Raw genomic sequence first — 23,425 nt, forward strand, 5'->3', positions numbered from 1 at the left:
AGTGACGGTCATTCCACCAGGTGGCCGAGCCGTGGCACGGCGACCTCGAATTCGGCGTGCATTTTCGACACCTGCGTTTTGCCGACCACCGTCTTCATCATCAGATCGCGCACCTTGGTCGCCGCGAACCCGTCCCAGGACGAAATCGTGCCGATTTTCCAGGATGCCTTCTGCAATGCCTCCGCTTCCGGTCTGCGCGCCTTTTCGTACGACGACAGCGCCCGCGCCACCGCCGCGCTGTCACCGACATCGATGGAGCCGAGATGATTCGCCAGGGTGATCGCGTCGACGATGCCCTCGCTGGCGCCGCGGCCGAGATTGGGGGTCACCGCATGCGCCGCGTCGCCGAGGAAGACGATGCGGCCCGAACTCCACGCGGGCATCGGGCCCAGCGCGCGCACATTGTGGTGCAGCATCACCTCCGGCGGCGTGGCCGCGATCAGGTCGCGCACCGCGGCGGGGAACACCTCGAACCGGCGCAGCAGGTCGTCTTTGACCGTGCCCGCCGGTGCGTCGAGTTCCAGGGTCGGCCTGGCCAGCCCCGCCACCCAGAAGACATTGTTGTTGCCGCAGTCCTTGATGGCGATGCGGTTGCCCCGCCCGAAGAGCAGCGTGAACATATTGCGCCCGAACGGCGGTACGTGATCGGCCACCGCGTGTACCAAACGGTAACTGGCGGTGCGCAGTTCGACTTCGGGGAAGATCTGCTGCCGGGTCGCCGAGTTGATGCCGTCGGCGGCGACGAGCAGATCGGCCCGCTCCCGATGACCGTTGTCGAATGTCACGGTGACACCCGAATCGTCCTGCGTGATGTCGATCGCCCTGTGGTCGAAGTTGATCGGGCCGAGATCCGGTGAGCCGGCGAGCGTATCGATCACCTCCGCGCGCCGGATCATCACCGGCATCGGCGCGTCGTAGCGCTGCGCCATCGCGGCCAGCGGCGCGTGATAGAGCGGGGTGCCGTCCTGGTTGAAGAACTGCTGGCGGTGCACATCGGCCCCGCGCGCCCGGATCTGTTCGACCAGACCGAGTTCGGCGAAGGCCTTCATGCCCTTCACCCAGATCTGCAACGACGCGCCGACGGTGCCGAACGCGGGCGCCTGCTCGAACAGGGGTGCGTCGATCCCCACCCGGCGTAACGCGATGCTTGTGCTGAGACCACCGATCCCGCCGCCGAGAATGATCACACGACCGTTCGCTGTACTCATGGGTGCTCCAACCGGGTGCGCTGGGTGGTGGCGACGAGATCGAGATCGAAATCGCCGGAACGGAATTCGGGTCGCGACAGGATGTCGGTGTGGAAGCTCGCGCTGGTGGTGAGGCCGTGGCCCTCCAGTACGAGCTCGTCGAGAGCGCGGATCATGCGTTCGATCGCGGCGGATCGATCCGCGGCCCAGACGATGACCTTCGCCAGTAGCGCGTCGTAGTACGGCGACACCGTCACACCCGGCTCGAGGTGGCTGTCGACCCGCACCCAGGGCCCGGCAGGCGGGCGATAGCGGGTGACCTGCCCGGTCGTCGGTGCGAAATCGCGCGCCGGATCCTCGGCGTTGATCCGGCATTCGATCGCGTGCCCACGCACGACGACGTCGGATTGCCCGAAGCTCAGAGGCTGCCCCTGGGCGATCCGCAGTTGCTCGGCCACCAGGTCGATTCCGCACACCATTTCGGTGACCGGATGCTCCACCTGCAGGCGCGCGTTCATTTCCATGAACCAGAAGCCACCGTCACGGTCGAGCAGGAACTCCATCGTCCCGGCCCCTTCGTACCCGACCGAGCGGGCGCCCGCGACGGCGGCGGCGCCGATCGCCGCCCGGGTGGCGTCGTCGAGCGCGGGCGACGGTGATTCCTCGAGCAGCTTCTGATGACGGCGCTGCACCGAGCAGTCCCGTTCGCCGAGATGCACGATATTGCCGTGGCGGTCGCCGAGGATCTGCACCTCGATATGGCGGGCGCCCTCGAGGTAGCGCTCGATGTAGAGGCTGCCGTCACCGAAGGCGAGGGCGGCCTCGGTCTGGGTGCGGCGGAAGGCGTCCTCGATCTCGGCGCGCTCGCGGACCACCCGCATACCGCGGCCACCACCACCGGCAGCCGCCTTGAGGATCACCGGGTAGCCGATCTCCTCGGCGACCCGCTCGGCCTCCTCGGATCCGGTCAGTACCGACGTCGTCCCCGGCAGCAGGGGCAGCCCCGCCGCGCTCATCAGCGCACGGGTCACCGCCTTGTCGGCCAGCGCGGTCATCGTCTCCGGCGACGGCCCGACGAAGATCAGGCCCTCCTCGGCGCACACCGACGCGAAATCGGCGTTCTCCGAGAGGAATCCGTAGCCGGGGTGGACCGCGTCGGCACCGGTGCGCAGGGCCGCGCCGATGACATTCGGGATATTGAGGTAGCTGCGACCCGGCTCAGGCGGCCCGATGCAGACCGCGTCGTCGGCCAGTTGCATGGCGATCGAATCGGTGTCGGCGGTCGAATACACCACCACGCTGCGCAACCCGAGTTCCCGGCAGGCCCGCACCACGCGCAGCGCGATCTCACCCCGGTTGGCGACCAGAACGGTCTTGATCGGCCGTTCGGGATCGGTCACCGGGTTCATGACGCGATCTCCATCGGCGCGGATTCGTCGGGCTCGAGCAGGATCAGCTGCTGGCCGTACTCGACGACATCACCGTCGTCGGGCAGGATCCGCACCACCCGTCCCGGACCGGGCGCGGTGATGCGGTTCATCAGCTTCATCGCCTCGACGATCGCGACCACCTGACCCTCCGCCACGAAGTCGCCGGGGGAGACGAACGGGTCGGCTCCGGGCTCGGGGCTGCGGAAGAAGTGCCCGACCAGGGGCGACTCGATCGCGACGGCGCTGGATTCCGGCGCCGGGCTCACCGCTTCGACGGTGACGACCGGGACGGGCGCCGCGGTCACGCTCGCCGGACCGTCCGGCCATTCCATCTCCAGGTCGAATTCGCCCGCCCGCACGCGCAGCCGGCGCGGCCGGGGGTTCAGGTCGGCGACCAGGCCCCGTACCTCATCGATCATGTGGCTCAACGATTTGTCTGTGGTCATCGGTTTGTCTCCCAGGTGTGTCACGAGCCGAACTTCCGGAACTTGCGGTACCTGGCCTCGATCAGGTCGGGGCCGGGCACGGTGGACAGCGCGGTGAGCGCGTTCGACAGGGCCGCGCGCAGATCGCCCGCCATCCGCACGATGTCGGGTCCGCCCTCGGCGTCCTCGGGGATGACCCCGTCGACCACGCCGAGCGACAGCAGGTCCGCCGCGGTGAGTTTCAGCGCTTCGGCGGCCGTGTTGGCCGCCGCGCGGTTGCCCCACAGGATCGCGGCGCACCCCTCCGGGCTGATGACGGAGTAGTAGGAGTTCTCGAACATCAGCACGGTGTCGGCGACGCCGAGCGCCAGCGCGCCACCGCTGCCGCCCTCGCCGGTCACCACGGTGACGATCGGCACCGGGAGCCTGCTCGATTCCATGATGGCGCGCGCGATGGCGCCCGCCTGCCCGCGTTCCTCCGCACCGACGCCGGGATAGGCGCCCGGCGTATCGATCAGGGTGACGATCGGCATCCCGAATTTCGCCGCGTGACGCATCAGCCGCAGTGCCTTGCGATATCCCTCGGGCTCGGGCATGCCGAAGTTCCTGGCGATGGATTCCCTGGTGTCGCTGCCCTTTTCGTGGCCGATCAGCATGACCGCGCGGCCACCGAGGGTGGCGAGCCCGCCGACGAGGGCCGAGCTGTCGGCGAACATGCGATCACCGCGCAATTCGACGAAGGTGTCGAAGGCGACCGCCGCGAAACTCAGCGTGGTCGGGCGGGCCTGATCCCGCGCGACCTTCACCACCGTCGCCGCCGGGCGCGGGGACACCTGCGCGGGGTCGGTGACGGTGACCGGTGGGAGCAGCGGGCCAAGCGGAGTGTCGGGTGCGTGCGCGGTGAGGACTTTCGCCAGATACGCGCGCAGCTGTGCGCGCGGTACCACCGCGTCGATCAGCCCGTGTGCCAGCAGGAATTCGGCCGTCTGGAAGCCGGGCGGCAGGTCCTCGCCGATGGTCTGGCTGATCACGCCCGGCCCGGCGAACCCGATCAGCGCGCCGGGCTCGGCGACGAGCACATCGCCGAGCATGGCGAACGAGGCGGTGACACCGCCGAAGGTGGGGTCGGTGAGCAGGCACACCACGAGCAGTCCGGCCTCGTGCAGACGGCCGATCGCCTGGCTCGTCTTGGCCATCTGCATCAGCGACAGGCTGCCCTCCTGCATCCGCGCGCCACCCGATGCGCAGCACAGCAGTAGCGGAAGCCGTTGGGCGAGTGCGAGTTCGGCGGCGCGGGTGATGACCTCGCCGACGGCCGAACCCATCGAACCGCCCATGAACCCGAATTCCATCGCCGCGACGACCAGCCGCCTGCCGTCGAGAGTGCCGATACCGAACACGGCGGCGTCGTATTCGCCGGTCTTGGCGCGGGCGTGGGCGAGCCGTTGCCGGTAGGACTTGTGGTCCCGGAAATCGAGCACGTCGCGGGTTTCGATGTCGTCGTAACTGCCCGGGGCCCAGGAGTTCTCGTCGAGCAGCAGGGCCAGCCGCCGGTGCGCGCCGATGCGCAGATGGTGGCCGCAGCGGGTGCAGACCCGCAGGTTGCGTTCCAGCTGGGGTTTGTACTGGTATTCGGCGCAGGACGGGCATTTGGTCCAGGTGGTGTCCTGGTCGGTGCCCTGCCTGCCGATGGTGTCGATCACTTCGGTCATCGGAACTCTCCGTTCGGCTCTGACTTGTCGATCTGTTCGGCCAGGAACGCCCGCAGCGCGTCGGCGACGGGGCCGGGCGCTTCCGCGTGCACGGCATGGCCGGTACCGGGCACGAACACGTGCGAGCCGTCGGCGAGCAGCCCGAGCGCGCGCCGCACGTGTTCGTCGGTCATGAGCGCGCCGGTGCGCTCGTCGCCCTGGACGAGCAACACCGGACACCGCAGTCGCGACATCAGCTCGTCGGGGTCTTGTTCGCGCTGGTTGCGACCTTCCACCCAGCGTTGATTCAGTTCCGGATCGGCCATGCGCAGCGACACCGCGATCGAACGCATCGCCTGGTTGGGGACCGCGTAACCGAGCATCGCCGCGCGCTGGGAATCGTTGAGCCGGTACAGCGCCGAGTCGACGATCACCACCGCGCGCACCAGATCGGGGCGGGCGGCGGCGACCAGGGCGGCGATCCAGCCGCCCATCGAATGCCCGAACAGCACCACCGGCGCGCCGATGCGCTCGGAGACGAACTGTTCGACATCGGCGGCGAAGTCGGCCAGCGCGTAATGGCCTGCCACCCAGTCGGATCGGCCGTGCCCGCGCAGATCCGGTGCGTAGACGTCCCAACCGGGGCCGAGCGAGCGGACGAGCGGCCGGAAGGTCTGCCACCGCGCGCCCAACCCGTGCAGCATGCACAGCGACGGCCTGATGTCACCACTGACGTGGGCGTATTCGAGCGTCGCCGCACTCGTGCGAAACCGGCCCGTCTCGATCGGGCCCACGGCAGGGCGCATCCCTCAGCCCGCCCAGACCAGGGTCATCCCGGCGTACTTCCACTTGCTCGTCTCGATGGCCAGCAGCAAGACGTTGTCGCCCGTCCGCAACCGGCCCGCGCGCGCTGCCTCGTCCAGGGCGAGGGGAACAGCGGCCGAACCGGTGGCGCCGACCCGTTCGATGTTCTCGTAGATCTTGTCGCGCAGGGCCAGCCACTCGTCGGTGAGCAGACCGGCCGCCTCCAGCTCACTGGTCATGTAGCCGGCGTTGCCCTCGGGGACGACCCACAGGGCGATGTCCTCGGCCTTCACCCCGCTGATCTCGAGCATCTCGCGCAGCGAGCGGGTGATCATGTGCGGGATGAACTTTCCCGACTCCACGACGTCGACCTTCAGCTCCATCAGGCGCTTGGCCAGCACCTGCTTGTGTAGCGGTGCGTGCGTCGACCCGCCGATCACCTGCATGCCCGGCTTCTTGGTGCCGCCCATCGTGACGATCGAGGAACCGAGCACCCCGGCCCGGGTCTGCGGGTCGGCCGGTTCGGCGCGCAGCACGAGTGCACCCGCACCGTCGCCGAAGGTGTAGGCCACCAGCCGATCCCGCATGCGGATCCGCTCCGGGTCGATGCCGCGATACATCGGGACGAGCAGGGGCGAGATGGCCTCGCTGCCGATCACCACGGCGGTGCGGTGGGTGCCGCGCTCGAGGTAGCCGCGTGCCACGTCGGCGGCTTCGACGAAACCCGCACAGCCGGACCGCACTTCGATGGTGGTGCACTCGGCGATCCCGAGGTGCTCCTGCACGAACGTCACCGCGGGCGGCAGCAGGTATTCGGGGCTGGCCGTCGACATGACGATCAGGTCCACCTCACCCGCCTCGATGCCGGCCTGCTCGAGCGCCGCGGTGGCGGCGCCCGCGGCCATCTGGGAGTTGGTCACCAGGTGTTCGCCGGTGTCGGGGTCGATCATCCAGTGGCGCTCCTTGACCTGGATGCCCTCGAGAATGTCCTCGGGTACGGGACCGAGCAGTGCTTCGATCTGCTTGTTGTCGATCGGGTCGCCGTGCAGGTAGCTGCCCGTGCCGACGACCTGGGCCGTGAATTCCGGTGTTGCCATAACGCTTGCCGTCCTTTGTGTTCGGATGCTCAGTCGGTCAGCGGCGCGAGCACGATGCTGATGTGGGTACCGCCCAGTGACGAGCTGTTCACCAGGGCCACGCCTCGATCGGGCCGGACACAGGCGGCCAGTGCGGCGGCGAGCAGTCCGCCTGTGCCGAGTTGTTCGCCGAGCGCGCGTTTGGCGGCGATGCGCTGCGGGGCGTTGTCGCCGAAAAGCCGGTGCAGGGCCTGGTTCTCGGGCTCGTCGAAGGCGGGCAGCCCGACCTCGTTGGTCCACACCTCGGCGATATCACCCGGCGCCAGACCTGCGGCGTCGAGTGCGGCGCGCATGGCGCGTTCGACGGCGGCGCCGGTCGGATCGGTGCGCCCCACACCGCGCGCGTCCGATGCGGTGGCATGCCCGAGTACCTCGGCGTACACGGTGGCGCCCCGGCGAACGGCGTTGTCGTACCGCTCGAGCATCACCGCGGCGCCGCCCTCGGCGAGGGCGAACGTGTCGTGCGGGCCCATGGGCAGGCCGAGCCTGCGGTAGCCACGCACCACGAGCGGGGTGAGGGTGTCGGCGGCGGTGGCCAGGATCGCGGTCGCGCGGCCGAGCGAGACCATGTCGTAGCCATAGCAGAGCGCGTTCGCGCCCGCCGCGTGCCCGGAGGTCACCGTCGAGGTGGGCCCGAGCGCCCCGAGCAGCGTGGCGACACTGCCCGCGGCCGCGTTGTACACGGTGTTGGGGAACACGGCCGGGTTCGCCGCCGCCACCCCCTCCGCGCGCAGCGGACGCACGAACTGTTCCATCGCCTCCATCGGACCGAGCCCGGTGCCGAAGACCACGCCGACCCGGTCGGGGTCGTCGGCGATCAGGTCGGCACCGGCCTCGGCCAGTGCCCGGCTCGCCGCGAAGGTCGACAGCAGGCCGAGCCGGTCCATCCGCCTGGCCTCCCGCCTGGTCAGATGGTCGCTGGGATCGGTGTCGATGAGACCCAGCCGCACACCGTCGTCGACCTGGGTGCAGTCACGGCCTTCGGTGACCGCGCGCAAGGCCGCCCGCACATCGAGGCCGGCGGCGCCTACGGCGCCCGTCCCCGTCACCACCACGCGCGAACGCTCGACGCGGGTCGGCTCGGCGGCGCGTTCGGAGAACACCACGCTCGCGTTCGCACCCGCGAAGGCGAAGTTGTTCGAGATCGCGTGGTCGATCTGGCTGACCCGCGGGGTCACCGGGATGTGGTCGAGCACGCATTCCGGGTCGGCCCGAACGAGATTCGCGGTCGGCGGCAGCACGCCGTTGCGCAACGCGCCGACGGTGATGATCGCCTCGACCGCACCCGCCGCGCCGAGCAGGTGCCCGATCATCGACTTGGAACTGCTCACCGGCACGGAATCGGCGGCGTCGCCGAGCGCGAGCCGGGTGGCCTTGGCCTCGGCGCTGTCGTTGCGTGGGGTGCCGGTGCCGTGGCTGTTGACGTAGCCGATGTCGCTGTCGCGCAACCCGGCCCATTCGATCGCCGAACGGATGGCCCGCGCGGCGCCGGTGCCGTCGGGGCGTGGGGCAGTCGGGTGGTAGCCGTCGGCGGACAGCCCGTAGCCGCGGATCACGCACAGCGGCTCCACCGCGGCCGCGGCCGCCAGCTCGGCGCTGGTCAGGACGAGCATGCCGCTACCCTCACCGAGCGAGAGCCCGGTTCGCTTGTCCTGGTACGGCGCCGCCGGTGTCGGCGACAGCGAACCGAGCGAGTTGAATCCCGCGTAGGCCACGTCGGACAGGGCGTCGGTACCGCCGGCCAGCACCATGTCGGCCCGCCCGAGCGCGATCAGATCGGCGGCGTAGCCGATCGCGTTCGCCCCCGCGGCGCAGGCGGTGTTCACCGAGAACACCGGACCGGCGCACTGGAAGTGCGCCGCCAGCGATTCGGCGATGGCCTGCGGCGGACCGAACATGGCGAGTTCGGGGGTGCCGGCGCCGACACCGTCGTCACCGAGCCACTCGAGGGTGCTGAGCAGACCCGCGTTGCAGGTGCCGAGCACGATGGCCCGGTCGTGCGGCGCCACCTCGGCGACCAGGGCGCCCGCCGCCTCCATCGCCTCGGTGGCGGCGGCGAACGCGAAATCGAAAGCGCGGTCCCGGAATCCGCCTACTTCGTCGGCGATCGGTGAGGGTGCGACGGGGGAGCGGACCTCACCGCCGATCCGGGTGTTGTAGTCCGACATGGGCAGGTGTTCGACCGGGTCGATCGCGACATGACCGGCGCGCACGCCGTCCCACAGCGCCTTGGCCGTATCGCCCTGCGAGGTGACGGCGCCGACAGCGACGACCACCACCGTTCGCAGGGACATGTGCTGGGTTTCTCTCGTCTTCACCGTGCACTCCTGTTCATGGTTCCAGCGGGCTCTACAGGCGCCGCAGAGCCAGCGCCGCGGCCTGGCCCGACAGTCCCCGGCCCAACGCGAGGCTGTAGTCCGCGCGCAGTTCGCGTGCCGAACCGGGCACCCAGTCCAGGTCGCACCGCGGCGCCGCGGCGGACAGATTCAAGGTCGGCGTCACGGTGGCCTCGCGCAGCGCCATCGCCGCCAGCGCCACATTCAAAGGACCTGCGGCGGAGAGCAATTGGCCGAGGGCAGGCTGCACGCTGCTCGCCGCGACGGTGTCGGCCCCGGCACCGAGCGCGGCCCGTAATGCCCGCGCCTCGGCCAGATCGGCCCGGATCACCGCCGCGCCGTCGGCGGCCACATAGCCGATATCGGTGCCCGCGACACCCGCCTCGCGCATGGCCGAGGCCATGGCGTTGCGCAGACCGGTGCCGTCGCCCCAGATCTCGCCGGGCGTCACCGGATCGGAACCACCGCCGAAACCGACGACCTCCGCGTACGGTTCGATCCCGCGGGCCACTGCGGTGTCGTAGTCCTCCAACACGAGCATGCACGCGCCTTCGCCGAGGACGGTTCCGGTGGCGTCGCGGTCGTACGGGCGCACCGCACCCGCCTCGTTGCGGTCGGTGAGCAGGTCGAGCCGGTCCAGTTTCGACATGCACCACCAGGAGACGCCGTCGTCGAAACCACCCGCGACGGCGACCGTGGTCTCCCCGCGTGCGATGGCCCGGTAGGCATTGCCGATCGCGCTGATGCCCGCGTCACCCGCCCCGGAGAGAAAGGCGCTCGGTCCGGCGAAGCCGAATTCCTCGGAGAGGAAGAACAATTCGGCCGAGGGCAGCCCTTCGACGAAGAACAGCGGGTACATCCGGGCCGCCTCGTGCCCCAACCGGCTCGGGTCGATCCGGCCGTCGGGCCCGCACGCCTCGACGGTCGCGTCGAGAATGTGCAGGGGATCGGAGATCTGGTTCTCGCTGGCGAGGAAGACACCGACCGAGTCGTTGCCCGAGGTGGCCGGGTCGATGCGCGCCTCCTCGGTGGCCAGCCGGACCGCGGCGTGCGCCAGCTGGTTGGCGCGGGTCATCAGCCGCAGTGACTTGCGGTTACGCACAAAGGGTTTCGCGTCGAAGTCGGTGATCTCGGCGCCGAACCGGGTGCGCAGCGAGGCGGGGTCGTAGGCGGTGATCGGGCGCACCGCGCTGCGCCCGGCCACCAGTTCCTTCCAGGTCTGGGTGAATCCGGTACCCAGGGGCGACACCACACCGATGCCGCTGATGACAACGCGATTCATGAGACTTCCCTCTCTGGACCCGCGTCACGGGTCATGGTGAGCTCCCGCGCGAGGACGACCACCGCGCCGGCCCGGGTGATGCGCCCGGTGAGGCGCGCCACCGTGCCGTCGAGTTCGCGGATGTCGACCGCCACGTGCAGCTGGTCGCCGGGGCGCACATAGTGGCGGAACTGCACCCGCCGCGCGCCGGTGAGCCGCCACCGGCCGCCGTCGCGGGCGAGCAACAGGTCGGCCAGGTTCGCCATGCCGTGCAGCATGAGCACCCCGGGCAGTACCGGGAACCGCTGGAAATGGGTGTCGAACACGGGCAGGGTGTTGGGCACGTTCGCGAGGGCACTGGCACGCGCACCGGGTCGCAACTCGAGAACGCGGTCCAGGCGCAGGCCGCCGGCCACGGCCAGGGCGTCGGGCGGCACCGGCGACCCGGCGCCGACATCCGTGCTCGGCACGGTCACCGCTGGGGTACTCATGGCGCCTGCACCACGAGTGAGGCGTTCGTGCCGCCGAATGCGAACGAATTGATCAGCGCCACCGAGACATCGGCCTTTCTGGCCTGGTTCGGGACATAGTCCAGGTCGAGTTTGGGGTCCGGGTGCGTGTAGTTGATGGTCGGCGAGACCAGCCCCTCGGTGATTCCCCCGAGCGCCGCGAGCACATTGAGCGCGCCCGCTCCGGCGGTGAGGTGCCCGGTCATCGACTTCGGCGAGGTGACGAGCAATTCGTAGGCGTGCCTACCGAAAACCTGTTTGATGGCGGCGGTTTCGGAGACGTCGTTGCCCGGTGTGCTCGTCCCGTGCGCGTACACACAATCGACCTCGGTGCCCGCCACCCCCGCGTCGGCCAGCGCGTCGGCCATGGCGGTGATCGACCCGCCACCGTCGGGCGGGGAATCGGTGATCCGGTACGCGTTCATCGTCGAGGCGTAACCGGTGAGCCGCGCCAGGATCCGGGCGCCGCGCGCCTCGGCGATGCGCCGCTCCTCCAGCACGAGCAGTACCGAACCCTCACCGAGCACGAAACCGTCGCGTTCGGCGTCGAACGGTTTCGAGGCCTTGGTCGGATTGTCGTTGTAGCGGGTGGTGAGCGCACCGAGCAGCGAGAATCCGGCGACGTCGAGCCAGGTGGTGAGCGAGTCCTGGCCGCCGGCGACGGCCATGGTGATCTCGCCCGCCTGGATCCGGCGCATCGCCTCACCCACGGCATGGGTCGCCGACGTGCACGCGGTGCTGATTCCGCTGATCGGCCCACGGCACCGGCCCACCTCGGCGATGGCCATCAGGTCGACACCCTGATCACAGCGCCACGTGCTGTCGGTGCTGCGGCGATGGATCACCGCGCCGTCGCTGGTGCGCCGGGTGAGCCCGATCTCGGCGAACTCCTGCGGCTCGGGCCTGCCGACGTGGCCGCCGACGAAAACGCCACGGGCGGCCTCGTCGTGCGAGCCGATATTGCCCGCCTGGGCCAGCGCCTGTGCCGCGGCGACGACACCGAAACCGCCGGACCGACTGAGCAGATCCCAGCGCTGGGTGGTCAAGAGCTCGGGCGCGGGGCTGAATCCACGCACCATCCCGGCGATCCGGACTTCGAAGGTGCTGGGATCGAACGTTTCGATCCGGCCCACTCCGCTGCGCCCGGCGGCCAGCGCCGACCACGTGTCCGGTGCGGTGTTTCCCACGGGAGTGACGGCCCCGATACCGGTGATGACGACCTCGTTGTTCATGATCGGACCCCGCTTCGCAGTAGTTCTTCGCGCATCCGCACCGACGCCGCGTCCTCGAGCATGTCGGCGTCCACCAGGCCGCACATGAGGTCGTCGACCTCGAAGACGACGCTCTCGCCGACCAGGAGCCGGCCCCCGGCCACGATGGTGTCGCCCTTGGACAGGATTTCGACCGAGGCGACGACGTCGTCGCCGGGCACGATGGCGGATCGGGTCGTCATGGCGCCGACCGACAGCAGCACCGCCCGCTGCCGCCGCTCGGTGCTGAGATAGATCAGCCAGGCCAGACTCTGGGCGAGCACTTCCAGCTGGATCGACAGCGGCATCAACGAGCCGAAAGCCGTTGTCGACCAGTAACTCTCACTCGAACTCGTCCGCTTGACCGCCTCGACCCGCGCCCAGGGTTCGATGGTGTCGATGCGGTCGACGAGATGGAACCGCACGGGTCAACTCGCCGCGACGGTGTGTTTGGACACCATGTCCGCGAGATTGCGCACGGTGAACAGACCCATCACGTCCTCGGCGCCGAGCTTGCCGCTGAGTTCGGCCGGGTCGATCTGGGGCATCACCTTGTGCAACTGCTCGAGGCCGAGGTCGGAGACCATTCCGTCGTCGGTGCCGAATTGCTCGTCCGGGATGCCGCCCTGGATTCGCTCGCTCAGCTGGGTGGTCGTGATCTTGACGCCGAGGCGGCGTTCGATTCGGAAAAGAATGTCGAGCAGATCGATCGACTCGGCGCCGACCTCACCGAACAGGGTGGCATCGGCTTCGACCTCGTCGATGTCCAAAGCGACTGCCTCGGCGACGATTTCGCGGACGGTATCGATAACGCTGATTTCGGACATGCTGGTTTCCTCCATCTGGAAGTGGTCGGATCGGGGTGGAGCGGGAATGCCGGCTAGCGGCGCGCGGTCTTCTTGAGCGGTTTGCCGGTCAGTAGCGTCCCGGCGACCATGCCGTCGACCGGGACGAGCGCGCCGGACAGATGCCGGTTGCCGGGCGCGGCGAGGTAGGAGACCAGGTCGGCCACCTCGTCGACGGTGGTCGCACCCGAAATGGGTACTTGCCCGATGACGGAGTCGCCACCGTCACCACTGAGAACGTCGGCGATCATCTCGGTCTCCACGAAGCCGGGCAGCACCGCGTTGACCCGGATGCCGAAGCGGGCGAACTCGAGCGCCGATGCCCGGGTGAAGGAGTTGATCGCCGCCTTGGACGCCGCGTAGCTGGACGCACCGAACCAGGCGCGTTCGCCCATCACCGAGGAGATGTTGACGATGGCCGCGCCGTCGCTCTGGGCGAGCGCGCCGCAGGCTGCCCGCGTGCCGTTGAACACGCCGCCGAAGTTGACCCGCATGACCTCGAGCCAATCGGTCTCCGACATTTTCATGATCAATTCGTTGCGCGTGATACCCGAATTGTTGACGAGGATATCGAGTTTCCCGGCGTATTCCAGCACCTGCTCGACAACCGACTCGGCAGCGCTGTAGGAGGAGATATCTCCCTGAAGGGCAACGGCCTTTCCGCCGTTGTTCTCGATTTCGGTGACCACTTCCTTGGCGGCCTGCTCCCCGCGAAAGTAGTTCACGGCGACAATGGCGCCTTCCGCAGCGAGGCGATGACAAACCGCCCGCCCTATTCCACCTGATCCGCCGGTCACCAGTGCGACCCGGCCGGTGTGAATTGCTGACATCAAGTACCTCCCCAGGGGTCAGCATGAAAAGCGTGCGATGGTCCGGTTCGGACGATCTCATCCACACTTTCCGAAACCGATGATCCGGCAGTTAAACCCCAGGTGCAACCGGCATAGATGTGATTTGCGCCATAATAGCTATTGGCTATTACTTCGTGGAAGGGCTCTTAGCACGTACTGTTGCAGTGCGCTAGCTAGTAATTCCATGGGCCGCGATTGGCTGATCTTCGCGCGGGAAGAACGGAATAGATGTGGCGTTAACGTTGAATTCATCATGGCGTGAGTCGACTGCGAAAACCGACCGGTCGGAGATTTGGCCGAGATATGCTTCGCGGTATACCAAACACGCAAGTCTTGAACTCCGGACCGCTCGCGAGCAGAATCGAGCAACGACGCTCGTCGTCGAGCGGAATTCCGTGTATCCGTACCGGCAGATTGTTTTTGACACCTGTCCAGGATGATACCCGTTCTATATTCAGGGGAAGAAACGCATGACATCCACCGCTTTCCTGTTTCCCGGCCAGGGTTCGCAACGAGTCGGGATGGGGCACGACCTCGCCCAGACCTACCCCGACCTGGTCGCACCGCTGTTCCGGACCGCCGACGAGGTGCTCGGCTTCGAGCTGTCGCAGCTGTGCTGGAACGGGCCGGAGGACCGGCTCGCACGCACCGACATCACCCAGCCCGCGATCTTCGTCGCCAGCCTGGCCGCCTACCGGGTGCTGGCCGAACTCGTTCCCGCACCGGCGGTCGTCGCCGGCCACAGCCTCGGCGAGTACACCGCCCTGGTCGCGGCGGGCGTACTCGAGTGGACCGACGCGTTGCGCCTGGTCCGGCGGCGTGGCGAACTCATGGCACGGGTCAACGAATCGAATCCCGGTGCGATGGCGGCCGCGCTCGGGCTGTCGAGTGACACGGTCGAGCGCCTCTGCGCCGAAGTACGCGAGCAGACCGGGACTGTCGTCGAGGTCGCGAACTACAACGCCGAGGACCAGACCGTGGTGTCGGGCAGCGAGGCTGGTGTGACCGAGTTCACCACCAGGGCAACACGACTCGGCGTCGAGGGGGCGAAGGTGAAGCGGCTCGCGGTCGGCGCGCCCTTCCACAGCTCGATGATGGCCCCGGTCGAGGCGGAGTTCGCGGCCGATCTCGCAGGCGTTCGGTTCGCCGATCCGGTGATCCCGCTCGTCGCGAATGTCACTGCGGCGCGGGTGCGTACGGGGGAGCAGGCGCGTGCGGGGCTACGGGCACAGCTCGCCGGATCGGTGCGCTGGAGTCAGAGTCTGCGCGCTGTGCGGGAATTCGGTGTCGAGGCGTTCGTCGAGGTCGGCCCGGGACGGGTGCTCACGGGATTGTGCAAACGCGCGTACCCCGAGGTGGCGAGCTATTCCGCGGGGGACCGGCGGCGCATCCGCGCGGTGGCCGACGAGGTGGGCGGTGTGTTCCCGGTCGAAGCGGTGGGCTGAACCGCCGCCCTGCGCTGTTCGATCTCGCCCCAGAACTCGACGGACAGGGCTTCGTAGCGGATGCCGAACTCGAGCACGAGCAGCTCGTGGGAATCGCTGGCCGGATCGCCGGAGAGCGAATCATGGGCGGCCAGATAGCGATCGAGTCGTTTCTGATGCGCCTGCTTCTCCCCGGCGGCGACCTCGACCACGTCGTCGGGGGAGGACAGGCTGCCGAAGTACAGCTTGAGCAATCCGCTGTCGCGCAGTTCGTGCGTGCGCTTGTCCTGTCCGGTGGTGAGCCAGTCCTCGAGTTCGGCTCGGCCCGCGTCGGTGATGGTGTAGATCCGGCGGCGGCGACCGGTGGTCTCCTGATAGCCGGACAGCAGCCCCTCTTCGACGAGGCGTTCCGGTTCTGCGTAGATCTGGGAATGGGGGAACGACCAGAAGAATCCGATCGAGCGATCGACCTGCTTCTTGATGTCGAACGGCGTGCAGGGTCCGGTGCGGGCGACCAAGCTGAGGACCAGATAGGACGTCGGGCTGAGCTTCCGGTCGGCCAAGCAGCTCACTCCTCTGGTATCGGGTGACAACATCCTGGGTGAGAAACAGGAATGTTTCATTATTGGAGCCGGATATCGCGATCCGCACTATACGTTTCGGACTATGGGCTGTCAAAGGCTGCTCGCAGTCGTCCGCCGTGCGACGACAGCGTCACACGGCGGACGAAGGCTCAGGCGACCAGCGGTTTCAGTGCCTCGCCTGCCATCTCGAGAACGCCGGGATGGTGGCCGTTGGCGACCATATTGATGATGAGGCCGTCGACGCCGTGGACGAGGACGCGGTCGGAGATCTGCTCGGCGACCTGCTTCGGCGTTCCGACGAACAACTTGCCCGCCATCGAGGCACGCACCCGCTCGACCTTCGCCCGTTCGCCCACGCGCGCGGCGAACATGTCGTCGATGAGCTGTTCGGCGCGGTCGGCGTTTTCGTCCATCACGACGAAGGCGAGGTAGCTGACGTCGAGGGTCGACCGGTCGCGCCCGGCCTCGGCGCAGCGCTGGTCGAGGGCGGCCATCTTGCGCGGCAGCTCGTCGGTCTCGCAGCCGATGCTGAGATGGTCGGCGTGCCGCGCCGCCAGGGCGAAGGTCTTCTTCTCGCCCGCACCGCCGAGCATGATCGGCACGTCGTCGCGCATGCGTGGTTCGTTGATGACGTTCGCGACGCGATACCAGGTGCCCTCGAAGCTCGGGCGTTGTCCGCGGAACATCGGTGCGATGATCTGCAGTGCCTCGTCCAGCTTGGTGAACCGGTCGGTGAAGGTGCCGAATTCGTAACCGTAGGCGAGGTGTTCGAGCTCGAACCAGCCCGCGCCGATACCGAGCATCGCCCGGCCCCGGCTGATCACGTCGAGGGTGGTGACGATCTTGGCGAGCAGCGCCGGATTGCGGTAGGTGTTGCCGGTGACCATGGTGGAGAGTCGGATGGTCTCGGTGACGGCGGCGATCGCGCCGAGCGTGGTGTAGGCCTCGAGCGTGGGGCCGTTCGGCGGGCCGAAGCGCTGATAGAAGTGGTCGGTCAGGAACAGGGTGTCGAATCCGGCCTTCTCCGCCGCCTGCGCCTGCGCGACGATGGCGGGGAACAGTTCGTCGACCGGAGCGCCGAAATTGAAGTCGGGCATCTGGAAACCGAGGCGGACAATGCCCCGGCCGGCGGGTGCGGACATGTCAGACATCCCTTCGGAGCAGGGCGCGGCGGGCGAGGGCCGACACCCCGAGTGTCACGGTTATCACGATCGCCAGCCGGGGCCAGCCGCCGAGCGCGCCGATGAGTTCGGCTGAGGCATCGGCACTTTGGGAGAGCTTGCCGACCACGGCACTGGGTGCCTGCAGGGTCGCCAGCTTGTGCAGCTCGCCGAACGCCGTCGCCGACGCCGCCTCGGGCAGCACCACGTGCGCGGCCGCCGCGGCCACCGCCCCAGCCGAGCTGCGCATCAGGATGCCGAGCGCCGCACCGAACAGGGCCACCGCCGGAAAGACACAGACGATGCCGAGCAAGCCCGGAAACGCGTCACCCGCGGCGTATTTCGAGCTGTCGATAGCGAAGATGCCGACCAGGTAGGTGAGCGTGGTGGCCGCGATGCCCAGGGTCGTGCTCACCGCGGTGGCGGTGAGCATCTTCACCCCGAACACGACATCGCGTTGCGGTGTCGCCGCCAGGACCGAGCGGATGGTCCCCGAGGTGTACTCGGTGGAGGTGACCAACGCACCCCAGGCGCCGATGAGTGCGATGGGCAGGGTCATGGCGGTGAAGGCGCCGCCGATGACGGTGTCGGTGGTCTCGAGGCTGTCGGACAGGCCGACCAGTGCCGCCGACACCGGGCCGATCAGCAGTGCCAGGATGGGCAGCAGGAGCAGCGCCCTCGACGACCGGATCTTGATCAACTCCGAGATCACCTGGTACCGCATCACCTCCCAGGGCGGCGCCGAGCGGTTCGGGGTGGCGGTGGTGCTGGTCACGATGGTGGTACTCATGCCGACTCCTGCAGTGTTTCGCTGTCCTGGAAGGTGTGCCGACCGGAGACCAGCCGGGTGAAGACCTCTTCGACCGTCGCTGTGACCGGCGTGAGCTCGTCGAGGGCGATGTCGTGGGTGGCCGCGAGGCGCCAGATCTCGCGTGCGGTCACCCCGCGCACGGTGCCGGTGTCGCCCCGGATCTCGATGCGGTCGCCGAGCACGGCGGCCAGCCGGGTCAGCTCGTCCCCGCGCACCCGCACCCGTGGTTCGGCATTGGCGACGAAGTCGGCGGTCGGCTCGTCGGCGACGATCTTGCCCCGGCTGATCACCAGCAGGTGATCGGCGACCAGCTCGGTCTCGCTCATCATGTGGCTCGACAGCAGCACCGTGCGGCCCTCGTCGGCCATGGCCCGCAGGGTCTGGCGGATCCAGCGGATGCCCTCGGTGTCCAAACCGTTGACGGGTTCGTCGAGGATCAGTACGGCGGGGTCGCCGAGCAGGGCGGCGGCCACGCCGAGGCGCTGGCGCATGCCGAGCGAGAAACCTTTCACCCGCATCCCGGCCACGTCGGCGAGCCCGACTCGCTCGAGTACCTCGTCGACCCGCGTGCGTGGGATGCCGTTGCTCGCCGCGAGGAAGGCCAGATGATAAGCGGCGGTGCGTGATCCGAGCACATCGCTCGCATCGAGCAGGGCGCCGACGGTGTGCAGCGGGAATCGTAGGTCGCGATAGTCCTGGCCGAGCACCGTCGCCGTACCGGAGGTTGGGGTGTCGAGTCCGAGTATGCAGCGCATCGCGGTCGACTTGCCCGAACCGTTCGGGCCGAGGAACCCCGTGACCCGACCTGGTTCGACGGTGAAGCTCAGGTTGTCGATGGCGCGAGTCCTGCCGTAGAACTTGGTCAAGTTACGTGCTTGGATCATGCTTTCGAGCCTATTGAGCAGGCATTTCGGCCACATCCATCCCGGGAGCCAACTGCGCGGGTAGTCCTCGAGAGGGATGCGGCGCTGCCCGGTGCGTTCGCGCGGTGGCGATTACGCTGATGTCGCAGGGTGGTTCGGATCGGTTCGGCGCCTACCGCGCCGTCCGCACAGAGGGGCGAATACCGTTGTCGGACAGTCACTATGAGGCGAATGATGCGACGAAGGCGAGCATCCGGGTGCTGATCGCCGACGACCAGGAGCTGGTGCGTGAGGGATTGAGCGTGCTGCTGGACTCCCAGCCGGATATCGACGTCGTCGGCCAGGTCGCCGACGGTGAGCAGGCGGTGCGCGAGACCGAGCGGCTGGCGCCCGATGTGGTGCTGATGGATGTGCGGATGCCGGTGTGCGACGGAATCGAGGCCACCCGCCGTATCACCGCCGCCGGGCCGGCCAAAGTGATCGTGCTGACCACCTTCGACCTCGACGCCTACGTGTACTCGGCGCTGCGCGCGGGCGCCTCGGGGTTCCTGCTGAAGGAGTCCTCGGCCCGTTCGCTCGGTGAGGCGGTGCGCGTGGTCGCTACCGGTGAGGCACTGCTCGCCCCCTCGGTCACCAGGCGCCTGCTGTCCGAGTTCGCCAGGCAGGGGCAGTCGGTGCGGTCGGCGGAGAAGGCGGCGGGGCTCACCGCGCGGGAGACCGAGGTGCTGGTACTCATCGCGCGGGGGTTGTCGAATGCCGAGATCGCCGGGGAGATGGTGATTTCCGAGCAGACGGTGAAAACCCATGTCGGCCGGATCTTGGACAAACTGCAATTGCGCGACCGGACACAGGCGGCGATCTACGCCTACGAGACTCGGTTGGTCAGTCCGTTGTAATCCCGGTGTTGTGCGGCTTGTCCCCGACGAGGCGTCCTCGTTGCCGCTGCTCGCCTGGTTGTGTGCTTTCGGGCCTCCCGGAACACCCGTACTGCGAAAGCGTCGGGTGTTCTCGGCGTCCTGACCTGAGCTTTGATCGGCAGGCAGGTCGTCTTGGATACCGCGACGGCGGTAGTGTGCGCCGGAGGAATCCAGGGGAGGGGAAGAGCCGTGCCGGTGCAGGCGGCGCTCGAGCGGGCGCGGGTGGCTTTGGAGATCGGGCGGGCCGAGGAGGCTCGGGGGATTCTGGGGGCTGTGCTGGCGCAGGCGCCGGACGACCCGGAATTGCTTGTGGCGCTGGGCAACACGGCCTTCGCGCTCGACGATCCACAAGAGGCGTTGCGGTGGGCGGGTCGCGCCATCGGTGCCGACCCGGAACTGCCCGAAGCGCAGATGCTGGCCGCCATGTGCGCGGCGATGCTGGGGGAGTGGGGGCGGGCGCGCGAGCACAGCGAGACCGTTCTGCGGTTGTTGCCCCACGAACCCGCGTCGCTGTTGCTCGCGGCGTGGATGATCGCCTTCGGGCCGGCCGGCGACAACGACCGGGCCGCCGTGCTCGTCGGCAAGGCCGTCGCACTCGCGCCCGACGACGCCGGGGTGCACTGCTCCGCCGCCGAGATCTACCAGCGTCTCGGCGACTTCGACGGGATCCGGCGCCATGTCGGCGCGGGACTCCAGCTCGACCCGACACACACAGACCTGCTCCGCATGCAGGCGCAGCTGGAGTTCGGCGGCGTCGAAGGCGGCAGGCAGTCGGCGGTGGCGACGCTGCGCGGTGTCCTCGCGCAGTCGCCGACCGACAGCAAAGCCAAACGATTGCTCGCCGAAGTGCACTGGCGAGCGCTGATGCGACTCGCCGCGTGGGTGTGGTTCTTCGCGGGTTGCTATGCGGCCGTGGCGATGTGGGCGCCGACGGTACTGCTCCGAATCGTGTCGCCGGTGCTGCTGGCGGCGATTCCGCTCGCCTGGTTCGGTGTGTTCCACAAGCTGCGCAAGCAACTGCCCGACGGGTATCTGCGGGCTCGCGTATTGCGCCCGCGCGTGGTGTTCGCGCTGCTCGTGGTGGTCGGTTCGGCGTTCGGTGTCGTACTCGGCGCGGTGGCGATGCGCTCGGAGTACGTGGCGTTCATCCGGATCGGGAGCTGGCTGCTGGTGCTCGGCGCGCTCGGGGCCGCGCTCGCGCATCTGCTGCTGTACACGGCGTGGTTGCGGCCGGGCCGCGACGACCCCGATCCGGAAGACGGCTTCGACTTCGCGGCCATGCAGATCATGGTGCTGGGCATCTGCGTGGTGCCGCTGGTCGTCGTCGCCGGACTCGCACGCGGATTCGCGCGTCAGCCTGCTGTATTCGGTGCGTTTCTCGCCGTGGTCGGTGCGGTGTTGTTCACCCTCGTCCTGGAAGCCGGAATCGGGATCTGGCGCGATCGGGCGGGATACCGCAGGCTGCCCGTGATCGCGGCGATCGTGTGCGCCCTGTTGGCCGGGGCGGGTGCGGCCGTGTGGTGGGGTGGCGGCGAGATCGTCGACGGTGAGATGCGCGGCCGTGAGTTCATGAATGTGCCCGCACCACCGACGATCTCACCGCGCGAGTTCCCGACGATCCCGACCCTGCGGGTTCCGACGCTGGTCGAACCACCGACCGCCACGGGGGTACCGGCCGTGGCCCCGACCCGATGACAGCGGCAACCGGTCCGCAGGGCCACGTGGTCGCGCTAGGAACTATCGGTTCCGGTGCCTGGCGACCGTAGGCCGCGAGGGCAGGGTCGCCGCTCGTCAGTCGTCGGCAGCGCTGTTGGCGGCGGCGACGACCGCGGGGAGCAATCCAGGGACCGCCGATTCGACGTCTTCGGTGCGCAGGCGCTGATAAGTCTGGCCGTCGAGGGTGAGGCGCTCGATGAGACCCGCTTCGCGCAGGATCTTGAAGTGGTGCGTCGCGGTGGACTTGTTGATCGCGTCGTAGAGCGCCGAGCAGCGCAGCGGGCCGCCCGCGTTGCTCAGGCGGCGCACCATTTCCAGGCGCACGGGATCGTGCAGCGCGCCGAGTACGGCGGGCAGCTCCGCCACGGGCAGGGTGGGCGCCGCGGGGAGATCTTTAGCCTGAGTCATGATCTACCTCACTCCCGGGTTTGATAGTCATCATACCCGGCGTAGGGTCGGGTTCGTTCGATGGTTATCAAACTCACCTGATGGGGGCTGCGATGGCAGCGACAACGATGGTGCCGACCGAAACCGGTCAGCGGTGGGCCTACGGGCTGGTCCTCGCCGCCACCGGCGTGGCACTCGGTGTCTCCGGGGCGCCCGCCCCGCTGTACGGAATCTACGAAACCGAATGGCACCTGTCGCCGTTCACCACGACGATGGTCTTCGCCGTGTACGCCGTGGCCGCGCTCGGCGCGGTGCTGGTGTCGGGTCGCGTGTCCGACGTGGTCGGGCGCAAGCCGGTGATCGTCGGCGCGTTCGCCACCATGATCCTCGGGCTGCTGGCCTTCCTGCTCGCCGACTCGGTGCCGATGCTGCTGCTGGCGCGGGCCCTGCACGGCGCGGCGGTCGGGGCAACCGTGGTGGCGGGTGCCGCCGCGCTGCTGGATCTGCGACCCGAGCGGGGCGCGCGGTCCGGTCAGCTCAGCGGGGTGGCGTTCAATGTGGGCATCGCGATCGCGGTGCTCGGTACCGCTGTGCTCGCCCAGTACGCGCCGTCGCCGCTGCGCACGCCGTACGTGGTGATCGCGGTGATCTGCCTGGCCGCCGCGGCCGGGATCCTCGCGTTGCGCGAACCGCACGTCGCGCGCGTGAAGGGTCGCATCACGATCGCCAAACCCGCTGTGCCCCAGGAGATCAGGGCGGATTTCTGGTTCTCCGCGATCGGTGTGATGGCCGCCTGGTCGGTGCTCGGTGTACTGCTGTCGCTGTATCCGTCGCTGGCTGCCGCGAAAACCGGCGTGCACAACCTGGTGTTCGGTGGGGCGGTGGTGGCCTCGACCGCCCTGGCCGGTGCGCTCGCGCAACTGTTCGCCACCCGCATTCCGGCGCGCAAGGCCGCGATCATCGGTGACCTCGGGATGGCCGCCGCGTTGCTTGCCACGATTCCGGCGCTGGCCACCAGGCAACCGGCTGCCGTGCTGATCGCGGGGCTGGTGCTCGGCGCGACGTTCGGGCTCGGCTTCGGTGGTTCGCTGCGCCATCTCTCGGATGTGGTGCCGCCGCATCGGCGCGGAGAAACGATGTCGGCCTATTACCTGCTCGCCTATTCGGCAATGGCTTTGCCGACTCTCGCGGCGGGCTGGGCGGCGACCACCTGGGGAATCGCGACGGTATTCCCGTGGTTCATCGCGATCGTCGCCGTGGCCTGTGTGCTGGCCGCACTGCTCGGTTTGCGCGGTAGCCGAGCGAGGGTTTGAGGACGAACCCCGTCCGGCCGGTGTGAAGCGGCCGGACGGGGTCGGGCATTTATGTGGGCCAACCGCCGTAGGGCACGGTGATCAGTTCCAGGAAATGGCCGTTGGGGTCGAGGAAGTACACGCCTCGGCCCCCGTCGTTGTGATTGATCTCGTTGACGCCGTGCTGCTGCGGATCGGCCCAATGGTCCAGCTTGTAGCGCTGGATCTTGGCATAGGCCGCGTCGAACTCGGCTTCGGAGACCAGGAACGCGTAGTGCTGCGGCTGGATCTCGGAAACGAACGGCGGCACCTTCGCGAAATCGAACGTGACACCGTTGTCGAGCGGGATGGGAATGAACGGACCCCACTCTTTTCCTATGTCCAACCCGAGGATGTCCGCCCAGAATTCGGCGGTTTCCCTATTGTCCCGACATCCGACAATGGTGTGATTGAACTGTACTGACAGGGGATTTCTCCTTGGTTCGTGACGGCGCCGACCCTGGGCTCGGTACAAGGCGGCCGACAGGAGCACCGTCACCGGAAACG

Annotated in this window: 23 protein-coding genes; 4 read left to right on the plus strand and 19 right to left on the minus strand. The window is 68.4% G+C overall.

The genetic code is table 11. The features are described 5' to 3' along the window. Nucleotides 1-8 precede the first annotated feature (8 nt). From ACSVDM_RS00030 to ACSVDM_RS00090, 13 genes are read right to left on the minus strand one after another with little or no spacing between them, the layout of a single operon-like run. Entirely contained in the window at nucleotides 9-1,208 is a 1,200-nt protein-coding gene (locus ACSVDM_RS00030) for an FAD-dependent monooxygenase (RefSeq protein ID WP_439261782.1), read from the minus strand. Next, nucleotides 1,205-2,596 (minus strand): acetyl-CoA carboxylase biotin carboxylase subunit, encoded by a 1,392-nt coding sequence (gene accC, locus ACSVDM_RS00035; RefSeq protein ID WP_439261784.1) that lies wholly within the window; start codon nucleotides 2,594-2,596, stop codon nucleotides 1,205-1,207. The genes ACSVDM_RS00030 and accC overlap by 4 nt, the downstream gene beginning before the upstream one ends. Then, a complete protein-coding gene (locus tag ACSVDM_RS00040; protein ID WP_439261786.1) occupies nucleotides 2,593-3,063 on the minus strand; it encodes an acetyl-CoA carboxylase biotin carboxyl carrier protein in 471 nt (156 codons plus the stop codon). Before ACSVDM_RS00040 ends, accC begins: the two co-directional genes overlap by 4 nt. Before the next feature lie 20 nt (nucleotides 3,064-3,083). Continuing rightward, entirely contained in the window at nucleotides 3,084-4,754 is a 1,671-nt protein-coding gene (locus ACSVDM_RS00045) for an acetyl-CoA carboxylase carboxyltransferase subunit alpha (protein ID WP_439261788.1), read from the minus strand. After that, entirely contained in the window at nucleotides 4,751-5,527 is a 777-nt protein-coding gene (locus ACSVDM_RS00050; RefSeq protein WP_439261790.1) for an alpha/beta fold hydrolase, read from the minus strand. The genes ACSVDM_RS00045 and ACSVDM_RS00050 overlap by 4 nt, the downstream gene beginning before the upstream one ends. 15 nt (nucleotides 5,528-5,542) lie before the next feature. After that, a complete protein-coding gene (locus ACSVDM_RS00055) occupies nucleotides 5,543-6,634 on the minus strand; it encodes a 3-oxoacyl-ACP synthase III family protein (RefSeq protein WP_439261792.1) in 1,092 nt (363 codons plus the stop codon). Between the two features lie 29 nt (nucleotides 6,635-6,663). Next, on the minus strand, nucleotides 6,664-8,991 hold the full coding sequence (locus ACSVDM_RS00060; RefSeq protein ID WP_439261794.1) for a beta-ketoacyl synthase N-terminal-like domain-containing protein: 2,328 nt from the start codon (nucleotides 8,989-8,991) through the stop codon (nucleotides 6,664-6,666). Nucleotides 8,992-9,022: 31 nt separating this feature from the next. Beyond that, nucleotides 9,023-10,291, minus strand: coding sequence for a beta-ketoacyl-[acyl-carrier-protein] synthase family protein (locus ACSVDM_RS00065; protein WP_439261795.1), 1,269 nt, complete (start codon nucleotides 10,289-10,291; stop codon nucleotides 9,023-9,025). Beyond that, a complete protein-coding gene (locus ACSVDM_RS00070; RefSeq protein WP_439261797.1) occupies nucleotides 10,288-10,761 on the minus strand; it encodes a 3-hydroxyacyl-ACP dehydratase FabZ family protein in 474 nt (157 codons plus the stop codon). The genes ACSVDM_RS00065 and ACSVDM_RS00070 overlap by 4 nt, the downstream gene beginning before the upstream one ends. Then, on the minus strand, nucleotides 10,758-12,011 hold the full coding sequence (locus ACSVDM_RS00075) for a beta-ketoacyl-[acyl-carrier-protein] synthase family protein (protein WP_439261799.1): 1,254 nt from the start codon (nucleotides 12,009-12,011) through the stop codon (nucleotides 10,758-10,760). The genes ACSVDM_RS00070 and ACSVDM_RS00075 overlap by 4 nt, the downstream gene beginning before the upstream one ends. Continuing rightward, entirely contained in the window at nucleotides 12,008-12,454 is a 447-nt protein-coding gene (locus tag ACSVDM_RS00080) for a hypothetical protein (RefSeq protein WP_439261801.1), read from the minus strand. The genes ACSVDM_RS00075 and ACSVDM_RS00080 overlap by 4 nt, the downstream gene beginning before the upstream one ends. A 3-nt stretch (nucleotides 12,455-12,457) precedes the next feature. Continuing rightward, nucleotides 12,458-12,856, minus strand: coding sequence for an acyl carrier protein (locus tag ACSVDM_RS00085; RefSeq protein WP_157104761.1), 399 nt, complete (start codon nucleotides 12,854-12,856; stop codon nucleotides 12,458-12,460). Nucleotides 12,857-12,909: 53 nt separating this feature from the next. Further along, on the minus strand, nucleotides 12,910-13,704 hold the full coding sequence (locus ACSVDM_RS00090; RefSeq protein WP_439261804.1) for an SDR family NAD(P)-dependent oxidoreductase: 795 nt from the start codon (nucleotides 13,702-13,704) through the stop codon (nucleotides 12,910-12,912). A gap of 491 nt (nucleotides 13,705-14,195) precedes the next feature. Here ACSVDM_RS00090 and fabD point away from each other — a divergent pair, with 491 nt between their 5' ends. Then, entirely contained in the window at nucleotides 14,196-15,170 is a 975-nt protein-coding gene (fabD, locus tag ACSVDM_RS00095) for an ACP S-malonyltransferase (protein ID WP_439261805.1), read from the plus strand. Here fabD and ACSVDM_RS00100 read toward each other — a convergent pair. The 4 genes from ACSVDM_RS00100 to ACSVDM_RS00115 form a co-directional block, all read right to left on the minus strand. Continuing rightward, the gene (locus tag ACSVDM_RS00100) at nucleotides 15,089-15,712 is read right to left on the minus strand and encodes a PadR family transcriptional regulator (protein ID WP_067492672.1); all 624 of its coding nucleotides are present in this window, start codon (nucleotides 15,710-15,712) and stop codon (nucleotides 15,089-15,091) included. The two genes, fabD and ACSVDM_RS00100, sit on opposite strands and share 82 nt — an antisense overlap. 170 nt (nucleotides 15,713-15,882) lie before the next feature. Continuing rightward, entirely contained in the window at nucleotides 15,883-16,875 is a 993-nt protein-coding gene (locus tag ACSVDM_RS00105; RefSeq protein ID WP_439261807.1) for an LLM class F420-dependent oxidoreductase, read from the minus strand. Between the two features lies 1 nt (nucleotide 16,876). Next, a complete protein-coding gene (locus ACSVDM_RS00110; RefSeq protein WP_439261809.1) occupies nucleotides 16,877-17,683 on the minus strand; it encodes a hypothetical protein in 807 nt (268 codons plus the stop codon). Further along, complete coding sequence (locus ACSVDM_RS00115) at nucleotides 17,680-18,588, minus strand: ATP-binding cassette domain-containing protein (RefSeq protein ID WP_067636711.1); 909 nt, start codon at nucleotides 18,586-18,588, stop codon at nucleotides 17,680-17,682. Before ACSVDM_RS00115 ends, ACSVDM_RS00110 begins: the two co-directional genes overlap by 4 nt. A gap of 104 nt (nucleotides 18,589-18,692) precedes the next feature. Between ACSVDM_RS00115 and ACSVDM_RS00120 the strand changes: the two genes are divergently transcribed. Then, nucleotides 18,693-19,463 (plus strand): response regulator, encoded by a 771-nt coding sequence (locus tag ACSVDM_RS00120; protein ID WP_439261812.1) that lies wholly within the window; start codon nucleotides 18,693-18,695, stop codon nucleotides 19,461-19,463. Nucleotides 19,464-19,673: 210 nt separating this feature from the next. Next, the gene (locus tag ACSVDM_RS00125) at nucleotides 19,674-21,179 is read left to right on the plus strand and encodes a tetratricopeptide repeat protein (RefSeq protein WP_439261814.1); all 1,506 of its coding nucleotides are present in this window, start codon (nucleotides 19,674-19,676) and stop codon (nucleotides 21,177-21,179) included. Between the two features lie 96 nt (nucleotides 21,180-21,275). On the opposite strand, the gene ACSVDM_RS00130 is transcribed toward ACSVDM_RS00125, so the two are convergent. Beyond that, nucleotides 21,276-21,608: an ArsR/SmtB family transcription factor gene (locus ACSVDM_RS00130; RefSeq protein WP_067492681.1), complete on the minus strand. Its 333-nt coding sequence runs from the start codon at nucleotides 21,606-21,608 to the stop codon at nucleotides 21,276-21,278. 92 nt (nucleotides 21,609-21,700) lie between these two features. On the opposite strand from ACSVDM_RS00130, the gene ACSVDM_RS00135 reads away from it, so the two are divergent. Next, nucleotides 21,701-22,900, plus strand: a complete 1,200-nt coding sequence (locus tag ACSVDM_RS00135; RefSeq protein WP_439261816.1) for an MFS transporter — start codon at nucleotides 21,701-21,703, stop codon at nucleotides 22,898-22,900. A gap of 49 nt (nucleotides 22,901-22,949) precedes the next feature. Here ACSVDM_RS00135 and ACSVDM_RS00140 read toward each other — a convergent pair whose 3' ends face one another. Next, the gene (locus ACSVDM_RS00140) at nucleotides 22,950-23,345 is read right to left on the minus strand and encodes a VOC family protein (RefSeq protein ID WP_067492972.1); all 396 of its coding nucleotides are present in this window, start codon (nucleotides 23,343-23,345) and stop codon (nucleotides 22,950-22,952) included. Nucleotides 23,346-23,425 lie beyond the last annotated feature (80 nt).

The sequence above is a fragment of the Nocardia sp. JW2 genome, assembly GCF_051843015.1.
GTDB classification, from domain to species: Bacteria; Actinomycetota; Actinomycetes; order Mycobacteriales; family Mycobacteriaceae; genus Nocardia; species Nocardia coubleae.

Bases quoted from the DNA above. Each gene is read 5' to 3' on its own strand.
- ACSVDM_RS00030 (WP_439261782.1), bottom strand. From the start codon at position 1,208: ATGAGTACAGCGAACGGTCGTGTGATCATTCTCGGCGGCGGGATCGGT.
- accC (WP_439261784.1), bottom strand. From the start codon at position 2,596: ATGAACCCGGTGACCGATCCCGAACGGCCGATCAAGACCGTTCTGGTC.
- ACSVDM_RS00040 (WP_439261786.1), bottom strand. From the start codon at position 3,063: ATGACCACAGACAAATCGTTGAGCCACATGATCGATGAGGTACGGGGC.
- ACSVDM_RS00045 (WP_439261788.1), bottom strand. From the start codon at position 4,754: ATGACCGAAGTGATCGACACCATCGGCAGGCAGGGCACCGACCAGGAC.
- ACSVDM_RS00055 (WP_439261792.1), bottom strand. From the start codon at position 6,634: ATGGCAACACCGGAATTCACGGCCCAGGTCGTCGGCACGGGCAGCTAC.
- ACSVDM_RS00065 (WP_439261795.1), bottom strand. From the start codon at position 10,291: ATGAATCGCGTTGTCATCAGCGGCATCGGTGTGGTGTCGCCCCTGGGT.
- ACSVDM_RS00070 (WP_439261797.1), bottom strand. From the start codon at position 10,761: ATGAGTACCCCAGCGGTGACCGTGCCGAGCACGGATGTCGGCGCCGGG.
- ACSVDM_RS00075 (WP_439261799.1), bottom strand. From the start codon at position 12,011: ATGAACAACGAGGTCGTCATCACCGGTATCGGGGCCGTCACTCCCGTG.
- ACSVDM_RS00085 (WP_157104761.1), bottom strand. From the start codon at position 12,856: ATGTCCGAAATCAGCGTTATCGATACCGTCCGCGAAATCGTCGCCGAG.
- ACSVDM_RS00090 (WP_439261804.1), bottom strand. From the start codon at position 13,704: ATGTCAGCAATTCACACCGGCCGGGTCGCACTGGTGACCGGCGGATCA.
- fabD (WP_439261805.1), top strand. From the start codon at position 14,196: ATGACATCCACCGCTTTCCTGTTTCCCGGCCAGGGTTCGCAACGAGTC.
- ACSVDM_RS00105 (WP_439261807.1), bottom strand. From the start codon at position 16,875: ATGTCCGCACCCGCCGGCCGGGGCATTGTCCGCCTCGGTTTCCAGATG.
- ACSVDM_RS00110 (WP_439261809.1), bottom strand. From the start codon at position 17,683: ATGAGTACCACCATCGTGACCAGCACCACCGCCACCCCGAACCGCTCG.
- ACSVDM_RS00115 (WP_067636711.1), bottom strand. From the start codon at position 18,588: ATGATCCAAGCACGTAACTTGACCAAGTTCTACGGCAGGACTCGCGCC.
- ACSVDM_RS00130 (WP_067492681.1), bottom strand. From the start codon at position 21,608: ATGACTCAGGCTAAAGATCTCCCCGCGGCGCCCACCCTGCCCGTGGCG.
- ACSVDM_RS00135 (WP_439261816.1), top strand. From the start codon at position 21,701: ATGGCAGCGACAACGATGGTGCCGACCGAAACCGGTCAGCGGTGGGCC.